Raw genomic sequence first — 10,127 nt, forward strand, 5'->3', positions numbered from 1 at the left:
GGACGGCTATCAGGAGATGACCACTGGTCTGAAGGACGCCATCGCTGGTGTCGAGGAGATGGCTCAGGCTCTGCGTGACATGGCCACGGCCATTCAGGACCTGGACTCGCAGCTCGCCGGCGGCTGAGCCTAAGAATCGGGCATGATGGTGGGCTTGCATCCATGGGCCCACCATTACCCATCTCGGTCGCGTGCTGCGGTGTCGACTCCCGCCGGTGCGCTGCTGTGACCCTAACCGGGTCTAGCTGAAACTTTACTTTCGGAGACGTTTAGAACTCGACGTAGCGGGTAGGACTACCGTGACGAAGTTGATTGCTCGGATCTCGGACCACGCCCGGGGACGAGGGTATCGGCTCGTCGGGTTCACGCTTCACAACCATGACGCGTGAGTGTCGGTGATGAACGGCGCCGCAAATGGGTGTCGTGTAATGGAAATTGCGGGAAAGGCAATGATCGATGAGTGACTTCGGGGCAACATACGACGAGATGACCGGCACCGCCGACAAGCTCGACCAGGGTAAGGACACGATCGAGTCCGCTCTGGATGAGTGCCAGGGCTACGTCGACGAGCTCGTCCAGGACGGGTTCAAGACGGAGAAGGCGTCCGGTAAGTTCCAGGACGGCTATCAGGAGATGACCACTGGTCTGAAGGACGCCATCGCTGGTGTCGAGGAGATGGCTCAGGCTCTGCGTGACATGGCCACGGCCATTCAGGACCTGGACTCGCAGCTCGCCGGCGGCTGATTGACGTCAACAGGCGGCGGTGCCAACCCTCTGGGTTGGCCCGCCGCTTTCGTCCGATGACGGAGCATCGCCCGTCATCGCTGTAGTCGGTACGTCAGAGTTTGTCGGGGAACGGAAGGACGGTCGGAAATGGCCGACGTCAGTATCAAGATCGCTGAGTTGGACACCGTGGCCAAGAGCCTCAGCAGCATTGTCGAGGAGTTCGAGCAGGCGAGTAGCCGGGCCGACAAGCTTGAGGATGCCATCGGAGACCCCTTTGACCGCAACGACCTTCGGGAGGCGGCTGAGGACTTCGAAGACCGGTGGAACCACAAGCGTGACGAACTGAAGGACGCACTCAAAGGCGTGCAGGAACATGTCAAGGGTGTGGTCGACGGGTTCCAGAACTGGGACAGTGAGACGGCCTTGGCGTTCGAGTCCAAGTGAGACGACAGTAGCGTGGCGGCGAAAACGACTGGGCTGTAGCTCGGGAACAAGGAGATCAAGTCGATGTTTGGCGGGATGGAAGACTCTCCCAAGGGCAGGGAGATCAAGCATGTCGAAGGCAGGCCCGGAGAGATCGTTTCGCGAGGCAAGCAGATCGAGAGCCTCGGCAAGAAGATGCATGAGGCTGCCACGACTCTTAGGACCCTCAAGGACAACACACTCTCGGACGGACAGCAGCAAGGCCAGGCCATCCGGAAGCTTCAAGAGATCATCGGCGACTCTCACGAGAAGCTGAGGGAGGCAGGCGACCTCTACGAACCGGTTGGGCCGGTTCTCGTGCAGTACGGCGAAGCGCTTGAGTCGTGTAAGCCGAGAATCGACTCGAGCGCCAACACCTGCAAGGAGCTGTGGTCGACCTACGAGAGCCTGCCGGGCGACAAGGACGACAGCACCACGGAAGAGGAGGGTGGCCTCCTCGGAATCGGCGGCACTGACAAAGAGGAAGCCGCCGACAACAAGGCCAAGAAGCAGGCCTACGACAACTGGAAGGCCGAGGCCGAGACCTTCGACACTTGGTATGACGTCTGGGAGGACGCCTTCGACACCGCGACGAACGGCATCACCGATGGCACCTCCGGGAAGATCGAGGACAGTTTCTGGTCGGATGTGGCTGACGTCTTCGCGGTCGTAACGGCTGTCGTTGCGATTGCCGCTCTGATCATCGGCGGTCCCATCCTCGCAACAATCGCCCTGGTTGCGGGGGCAATTTACCTTGCGGCAGTGATTGGGCAGTATGCGAACGGTGAAGCCAACAAGACAGATATTTTCATGGCCGCCTTAGGTGTCATCCCGTTCGGAAAGCTTACGACGGTAGGCAAGCTTGCACACTTCAACAAGGCGGCCGCCAAGTCCGCGTTGCTTGGCAAGTTCACTGCTTGCAAGGGTGTCACCAACGCGATCAAGAACCCCAAACTTTTCTACAAGGATGGGTTGATCGGTGCCTTCAAATATCGGGGTGCTGGAAACGGCTTCAACAAGCTGATCTTCGGCAACGAGGGGTTCAAGAGTGTCTATCGAGCTCACAAGTCCCTCTGGGAAGGCGCGCAGTTCGCTGCGACGCGGAATGGAAGTGCGGTCAGGAACCTCGCTGCATTCGACTTCGCCATCTCCTCGGCTACAGGCGCCTTGGGCAACTACGACAAGATCGACAGGCTCCCCGGCTTCGATATTCCGAATGCGCCCAAGTTGCCGGGTTGGGTGGGCTGATCCGAGTTGAGGCACTGAGATGACAGATGACGTTTGGGCGCTGGACTTAGTAGAAGAGGTCGAGGTCCCCGGATGGTTGTACATACCGAGGGACCTAGGTCCGGTTGAGCGCCGGGAGTGGATCGACACGGTCCAGGACGAACTAGTTGGTGAGGTCGGTTGGGACGGCGTGCCAATCAGCGCCGACGTGGTCAACGAGATGCTGACGTCTGCTCTGGAGGATCGGGACCGCACGGACTCGATCGCGATGTTTCAGGTGTGGCCAACGTTCGGTGGAGATGCCGCCACGTGTCACATCGGGATCTTCCCTACCGCCGAAATGCCGGATTGGACCGATAGCGATGCGGTCGTGCACCTCTTCGAGGCGCCTCATATCGGACCCGGGATCCAGTGCTCGACGAAGCGCATCGTTCCCAACGACGGCGGGCCTGATATCGAACTATCTGGGGTTCACTTCATATTCCGTGACGGTGAGTCGACACTGGTGGTCAGTTTGGCGGAGGCCTTTGATCCGCTGACGGTCTACGCCCTGCGTGGGGTGCTGGCATTGCTTCACAGCCTTCGCCTCGTGCGACCAGATACCGGCCAGCCGTTCCAATCGGTTGCATTCGACGGTGTCTTGGAGGAGTCTCCATGGCGATTCGAGGAGAGCGCATGAATAGTCTGCGAGAGTCGTTGGGCGTCACGCCCGACCCTGACTTCGACATGAAGCTTCCGCCGGGCTGGTCTAGGCGTGCGGTCGATGAGCAGACGTTTGAAACGATGGTTTCCGGTCTGAAACGACGCCTCATGCAGGAGCACAAGCCGGAGTTGTATACCGAAACTCGGCGGTTGCTAAAGCGTTCCTTCGACGACATGCGTCAGAACGGGGCATTCGCTTTCTTTGTAGCGACCGAACAGGCTCCATCGACGCTGTGGATGCCTGCGTCCATGGTTGCATCGATTCGCAGGCCGGAACCTGGATCCAGCCTTGACGACCTTGCTCGAAACCTCATCGTCAACCACGGCGCTACCCCCTTGCTCGGTGATGTTAGAACCCTGCGATACGAGCAAGAGAAGACCATTAGGTTGGGTGCTGAGTCCATCGTCAGCCGTACCGTGACCTATCTTATTCCAGTTCCCGGTTCCAAGCGCCGGCGGGCCCTACAGATCGTCGGGGGGCTCAGTACGCCGGTTGATATGCCCGCCGATGACCCATACGTGGTGTCGGCGAAGTTTCTGTTTGACTCGTGCGCGTCAACAGTGACATGGCATGCACCAGTACAGTGACAGTTGACGCCAAAGCGCGAAACGAAGTGGAGTAATAAGGTTATGACTGACCGTTCGGTCGGCGGGGACGATGTCGTTCAATGGGCTCGGACAGCTGAGTTTTCAGCGCCTTTGCGTTGGGGTGAAATCGAGGCAGAGATCTTGAGCCGGCCCGCGCCGGACGGTGAACCCCCTGCCGGTCCTAATCCGGTGATGGCGGTTCCGCTCTATGTGATTGGGGCAGTTGTCTACGCGACTCCCCTGTTGGGTCTGGGTATGCTCGTCGCTCGAGCAATTGGAGCGATCCCCGATTCAGGCGCGTGGCAACGCGCAGCGTTCGGGGCATTCGTGGTGGCCCTGTTCGTTGCTCTGGTCACGCTCGAGACCTGGAGGTCGAGTGGGCGCCGTCGCCGGTGGATGGATTTGATTGTAACGGGAGTGTCTGGTGGTGCGTCGGGCGTCGGGTTCGCCCTTTTGCAGAGCGGCATTGCCGACCTCGCTGGAGGCGGACTGTTGATTCTCGTACTCGTGTCGGCTATGGCGGGAGTGGCGGTCTTTGCAGCAGTTCTGGCTGGCTCGAAGGGCTGGCGTCGACGGACGCCCAAGAAACTTCGCCCGCAGACCCGCGAAGATCGAAGCTATAACAATGTCCGTGCGAGGGTGCTGGAGATCCTCGTAAAGCGCGGCGTCGTTGACGAGCGTGAGGTTGATATTCCAGCGATGCTCGACATGCCCATCGGCTCGTGGGGCGAGTTGGACGCGAGGACGTAAGGCGACTCCAACTCCAGAGCGATTCCGCCTGCGTCGGCTATATGTGAGGGCACCGCGGGGTCCGCAACACGGAGTGTGTAGCCTGCTTCTGCAGATCGGGCGAGCGAGAGGATGGCACGGACACGATGGAGTCCCTGAGTCTAGTTGCGTTTGGCGTGTGTTTGGCGCTCGTCTTCCCTATGTCGCTCGTGATGACGGTGCGCACGTGGAGTCGTCGGCGGACTTGGGTTCATGCCGAGGGCACGGTCACATCCGTGAAGACCAAACGGCAGAGCTCCGGCAACACCCAGACCACCGTTCGTTACCAGTATCTCGATTCGTCGGGCCAGCAGCGATCCGGCACCGATACGCCATGGTTTCGTGAGCCGAAGCGGAACTCTCGAATCGCTGTCATGTACGACCCCGATCGACCGGAGATCAGCGAAGCGTCATCCATGACATGGTTGTACCTAATGCTGCTCTTCTCACTGGTCCTGTTCGTAGGCGGAGTGATTCTGATCGTGTCGGGCTTGGGGACCTGACCTTATTCGCTGAAACGATTCCGCGGTCCCGCACCGCCCGAGGAAGCAGTCGGGAACTGCACTTCGTAGATTCGTGTTGCGCGCAATGCCGCGACGGGGGACGCCCAGCGTCGGGTGTGGCTGATCAGATCGCCGTTTCGATGGATCAGACGTCGTCTGCCGACGCTACGAACGTCACCGCGCGACACGCCGAAGTAAAGAACGCCCGGCAGGGGCTGGAGTTGCCAAGGTGGCGCGTACCTCTCGATCTCGGGAACATTCACTGTTGAAAGGTTTCTTCATGCGTACTCGCACCACCGTCCGGACCTGCCGGCTTGCCGCCGCCGGCCTCAGCCTCGGTCTGGCGCTCACAATGACCGCGTGCGGCTCCGAGGACACCGACAGCGACGCGGACGCCGCCGTCGAGGTCGAGTCCAGCGCGCCGGCCTCCGAGTCCGCGTCCGCCTCCGCGGCGCCCGCCGGTGACGAGGCCGAGGTGAAGATCGGGAAGACGCTCAAGGACCCCGACATGGGGGACACGATCGAGATCATCTCGGCCGTCCGCGACTTCCCGTCGACGGAGGAGGCCGACCTGATCGCCGAGGGCGGCGAGGTCGTGCTGCTCCAGGTGAAGATCAAGCCCGGCACGGAGTACGGCGGCCGGATCTCCGAGGGGAACTTCGAGATCTCGTGGGACAACGGCGGTGACTTCGAGAGCTCCGACACCCGTCTGATGACGGAGGAGATGACCGCCGCGAAGCGTACGCCGCTCGAGGACGTGCAGCGGCGCGACGGCGGTGAGCACACTGGCTGGATCGCCTTCCAGGTGGAGGAGAAGGCCGACACGTACCTCATCGAGTACGAGCGGGACGGAGCGAAGGTGATCGGCTCGGACAAGACCATCGCCGAGTTCACGGAGCAGGTGGAGATCCCCGCCTCGTGAGGTGACGACGACGCCACCGGCGGAGACCGCCTATGTAGCTGGCAGGTCTCCGCCGGGGCTCGTTAGGATCTGGGCGTCCGTTGTCTCGGAGAGGGGACTTGAAGGTGCATCCTGGGGCACGTCGCCGCGTGGGGCTCGTTTCCGTTGCCAGCCTGGCGCTCGTCGCAACCGCCTGCTCGGGTGATCTGCCGGCGTCGGTGGAGGAGGGCTCGGAGGTCGCGGTCGCGTGGCGCGGGTCCTTGACCAGCACCAACCCCGCGAGCGCGGCGAGCGTGACCGACGGAAACCTCGACATCGCCTCGCTCACGCGTGGGGCGTTCGGCACCTTGATCGACGACACCGTCGAGATGGACGAGACCTTCGGCAAGGTCACGATGGAGGGCGACAAGCAGGCCCGGGTGCGTTACGACCTCGCGGAGCCGAACTGGTCGGACGGAGTGCCGATCGACACCGCCGACCTCATGCTGGCCTGGGCGGCGACCTCGGGCTACTTCGGCACCCCGAAAGAGGGCAGCTCGGACGGCACGGTCGATTTCGGCGCGGTCCCCACCGGCCTGACCAAGAGCGCCTACATCCCCGAGGTCGACGAGGGCGCGCGGGCCATCGAGGTTCCGCTGGTGGTCCCGGTGGTCGACTGGCGTACGGCGCTGGACGTCGCCGTCCCGGCCCACGTGGTCGGCCAGAAGGCACTGAAGATCGAGGACCCGATCGAGGCCAAGGAGGTCGTCGAGACCGCCATCGAGGAGTCCGACACCGCGAAGCTCACCAAGATCGCGGAGGCGTGGAAGACCGCGTTCACGGTCACGGAGGACGGCAAGGCGCCCGAGGAGGCGCTGCTGTCGAGCGGTCCCTACCGGGTCACGAGGATCGCGGCCGGCGAGACCGGGCAGGAGGTCGACCTCGAGGTCAACCCGGAATACACGGGCGAGGCCAGGCCCACCTACGAGCAGGTACGCCTCACCCCGGCGAGCGCGGAGGCGCTCGACAGCATCGGCGAGACGGTCGACGTCGTCCAGGTGACCCCGACCAAGGCCAACCGGAAGCAGGTGCGCGACCTCGAGCGCCGTGACTACGGCGTCGCGAACGCCCACGACGGCACCATGTGGGCGCTGATCCTGCGCACCGACCGCGGCCTGTTCCAGCGTAAGAACACCCGCACCGCCTACCTGCGCGCCGTGCCCCGAGGCGACATCGCCGAAGGCGGCGCGGGCGAGTGGGCCGAGGCGTACGAAGCCACCGATGTCGTGCTCTTCCCGCCGGGCGGCGAGGGCTACCAGATCGCGACCGAGGACTCCGGCTTCTCGACGAAGTTCGGAGCCTCCGAGGACGCCGCGGCCCCGCGCGGGGCCCGGGTGTGCATCGCCTACGACAAGTCGAGCGCGTTCGCGTCGGGCGCCTACGACACCATCGCCAACGTCGTCGACGACGAGGGCTGGTCCACCACCGACTGCGGTGTCTCCGGGGCCGACAAGCTGCTGTCGGGCAACAAGTGGGATGCCGTGCTCGCTCGGATCCCGATCCCGCAGACGCCGGAGGAGATCTCGGCGCAGTGGGGCAGCAAGGGCAGCCAGAACGCGACCGGCGGTGGCGACCGTGATCGCGACCGGCTGATCAGCGAGCTGGCCCGCACCGCCGACCCCTACGAGGCCCGTGACGTACGCGTCGAGATCGAGAAGACGCTGGTCCGGGACTCGATCGTGGTGCCGATCGTGATGAACCCGACGGTGACGGTGAGCGACAAGAAGGTCGACAGCGTGCGTCCGCGGTCCGGTCCGGTCGCGCCACTCGTCTCGACGGTCGTCGAATGGTCCCCGACGAAGAAGTAGACGACTTTTCGTAGATTTGAGTGGTTGGGTTCTGCGGCCCTTGCATAGGGTGCGGACATGACGACGCTTCATCCCGGGGCAGTGTTCGGACACTACCGCCTGGACCGAATTCTTGGCGAAGGTGGAATGGGCGTCGTCTACGACGCATTCGACACCAGGCTCGAGCGCCAGGTCGCGCTGAAGATGGTGCACGCCCACCTCGCCGACCGGCAGTTCATCGACATGTTCATCCGCGAGGGCCAGACCCTCGCGCAGATCAGGTCGCCCCACATCATCGCGATCTACGACATCGGCGAGCAGCAGGGCAGCCCGTTCATCGTCACCCAGTTCATCAAGGGCGGCGACCTGACCGGACTCGTACGTTCGAAGGGGCCGTTGGCCCCGCACCTGGCGTGCCTGGTCAACGCGCAGGTCGCCGGAGCGCTCCACGACGCCCACCAGGTCGGGATCATCCACCAGGACGTGAAGCCGTCGAACGTCCTCGTACGCAACCCCTCGAGCCCGCTCGACCTCTTCGGCTACCTGTGCGACTTCGGGATCGCGACGTCGTCCTCGGACTCGCCGGCCGGCGGGATCACGGGCACGTGGAACTATCTGGCACCTGAATACATCCGCGACGAGCGCGACGCACAGGGCCTCCCGATCAAGCCGGAGCCGTCGCGGGACGTCTACGCCGCGGGCTGCATGCTGTGGTTCACGCTGACCGGCAAGATCCCCTACTCGGGCGCGGCCGTGCAGGTCGCGATGGCGCACCAGAACGCGCCGATCCCGCAGTTCGTCGGCACCGACGAGTGGACCAGGGAAGCCAACCGGATCCTGCAGCTCTCGATGGCGAAGGACCGCCGTCAGCGCTACCAGAGCGCGGCGGCATTCAAGGACGACCTGCTGAAGCTGCGCGAGATCACTGCTCCTGCCCAGCTCGTGCCTGCGCCCTCCATGGCCGACCCGAACCCGATGCCCATCCCGGTCGCGGCGGTGCGAGCCCCGTCCGAGAGCGAGGCGATCCTGATCGAGGAGGCCGCGCGGCCGTCCAAGATCACCCCGCTCCGGGTCGGTGCGGCGATGGTCGGCGTGGCCGCTCTCGGCGTCGGCGGAGCGCTGGCGATCACCCAGCCCTGGGTCGAGCACGGGCCGGAGCCCATTGTGCCGACCGTCAAAGGCGCTGCGTACGCGGATGTGAACGGTGACAAGTTCGGAGACGTGGTCACCAACGTCCAGAACCCAGACGGCGAGGGTGTCGACGTGGTCACCTGGAAGTCGGACGGACGCTCGCTGAAGCCGTCGAAGGCCGTCACGTACGACGACCCTGCGCTCCCGGAGGACAACGACGGGAGCGAGGTGTTCCCTCTCTGTGCCGACTTCACCGGCGACGGTGAGAACTCGTTCATCACCTTCGTGCGGAGCGAGAAGGGGTTCACCTTCCACGGCGATCTGGAGGGATCGCTCAAAGCGCCCGCAGGGGTCGTCGAGCAGGGCAAGAAGATGACCGGGTCGACGTTCTACTACGACCTGGGCACCGACGACTTCGACGGTGACGGTGTCGCCGATCTGTTCATGGCCACGACGTTCGGCAACCCCGACCCCGACCTCGACAGGCAGGGCAGAACGGTCGGGGATGGCGCCATCTGGGTCTATCGGGGAACCGGGTCGGGGTTCGCGGAGCCGACGCAGTTCGCGGCCTACCCGGCCGACACCAGGGAGCAGGTCGTGGTGGGTGAGTTCACCGGCGACAAGAAGGCTGACCTGGTGGTGCTGAATCGAGCTGCAGGTCAGCCCGAGGACAAGACGCTCACGACTGGGACCTCGGAGCTGGATCTCTACCAGGGGGACGGGACTGCCGTTGGCGCGGCCAAGTCATTCCCCTTCCAGCACCAGGGAATCAGCTCGTTGGTCGCTGGTGACGTCGACGGCGATGGACGGGACGAGATCGTCGCCGGGGAGTCAGGCCGGGGCGAGGGGCAGACGATCACGATCGGGAACTTCAGCGACGACCTGACCGAGTTCTCGATCGCCACTCGCGGAAAGCTTCCCAAGCCCCGCAACACCCTCAAGACCACCAGCAGGTACCCCGTGACCCTTGCCGACGTGAACGGGGACGGGCTGACCGATGTCATCGCGGCTTCCCAGGACACCAGCGACAGCCCTTACACGTTCTACGTGGCTCTGGCGTCAAAGGAAGGCTCGTTCTCGGGCCATGAGCTGGCGACGTGGAAGAGCTCGCCGGACGACGTACGCCGCTACAACCTCATGGGAGGAACTCTCGGATGAGCGATTCCACCGGAAGCCCCGACAAAACCCCTCGGGGGCCGCAGTCTTCCTTCGAGCGTCCGGCCGTCGACGACCCCGACAAGACGACGATCCGGCCGCGGATCGCGCGACCTCCGGGGCCGGCCAGCACGCCAC

Annotated in this window: 10 protein-coding genes; all 10 read left to right on the forward strand. The window is 63.7% G+C overall.

What is annotated here, in order from left to right; genetic code table 11:
• Positions 1-456 precede the first annotated feature (456 nt).
• The 10 genes from G5C66_RS25400 to G5C66_RS25445 all read left to right on the forward strand — a co-directional run bounded on the left by G5C66_RS25400 (position 457) and on the right by G5C66_RS25445 (position 9,992).
• Complete coding sequence (locus G5C66_RS25400) at positions 457-744, forward strand: WXG100 family type VII secretion target (RefSeq protein WP_206444555.1); 288 nt, start codon at positions 457-459, stop codon at positions 742-744.
• Between the two features lie 129 nt (positions 745-873).
• Positions 874-1,170, forward strand: coding sequence for a flagellar protein FlgN (locus G5C66_RS25405; RefSeq protein ID WP_165114596.1), 297 nt, complete (start codon positions 874-876; stop codon positions 1,168-1,170).
• Positions 1,171-1,245: 75 nt separating this feature from the next.
• The gene (locus tag G5C66_RS25410) at positions 1,246-2,436 is read left to right on the forward strand and encodes a hypothetical protein (RefSeq protein ID WP_165114599.1); all 1,191 of its coding nucleotides are present in this window, start codon (positions 1,246-1,248) and stop codon (positions 2,434-2,436) included.
• Between the two features lie 19 nt (positions 2,437-2,455).
• Positions 2,456-3,094, forward strand: a complete 639-nt coding sequence (locus G5C66_RS25415; protein WP_165114602.1) for a hypothetical protein — start codon at positions 2,456-2,458, stop codon at positions 3,092-3,094.
• Positions 3,070-3,705: a hypothetical protein gene (locus G5C66_RS25420; RefSeq protein WP_165114605.1), complete on the forward strand. Its 636-nt coding sequence runs from the start codon at positions 3,070-3,072 to the stop codon at positions 3,703-3,705. The genes G5C66_RS25415 and G5C66_RS25420 overlap by 25 nt, the downstream gene beginning before the upstream one ends.
• 42 nt (positions 3,706-3,747) lie before the next feature.
• The gene (locus G5C66_RS25425) at positions 3,748-4,455 is read left to right on the forward strand and encodes a hypothetical protein (RefSeq protein WP_165114608.1); all 708 of its coding nucleotides are present in this window, start codon (positions 3,748-3,750) and stop codon (positions 4,453-4,455) included.
• A gap of 191 nt (positions 4,456-4,646) precedes the next feature.
• Positions 4,647-4,976, forward strand: coding sequence for a DUF3592 domain-containing protein (locus G5C66_RS25430; RefSeq protein ID WP_241248866.1), 330 nt, complete (start codon positions 4,647-4,649; stop codon positions 4,974-4,976).
• Between the two features lie 280 nt (positions 4,977-5,256).
• Positions 5,257-5,898 carry a transcriptional regulator gene (locus tag G5C66_RS25435; protein ID WP_241248865.1) on the forward strand — a complete coding sequence of 214 codons (642 nt, stop codon included), beginning with the start codon at positions 5,257-5,259 and terminating at the stop codon, positions 5,896-5,898.
• Between the two features lie 128 nt (positions 5,899-6,026).
• On the forward strand, positions 6,027-7,724 hold the full coding sequence (locus G5C66_RS25440; protein ID WP_165114614.1) for an ABC transporter substrate-binding protein: 1,698 nt from the start codon (positions 6,027-6,029) through the stop codon (positions 7,722-7,724).
• A gap of 57 nt (positions 7,725-7,781) precedes the next feature.
• On the forward strand, positions 7,782-9,992 hold the full coding sequence (locus G5C66_RS25445) for a protein kinase domain-containing protein (RefSeq protein WP_165114617.1): 2,211 nt from the start codon (positions 7,782-7,784) through the stop codon (positions 9,990-9,992).
• Positions 9,993-10,127 lie beyond the last annotated feature (135 nt).

This window comes from Nocardioides turkmenicus, assembly GCF_011045035.1.
In the GTDB taxonomy this organism is placed as follows: domain Bacteria; phylum Actinomycetota; class Actinomycetes; order Propionibacteriales; family Nocardioidaceae; genus Nocardioides; species Nocardioides turkmenicus.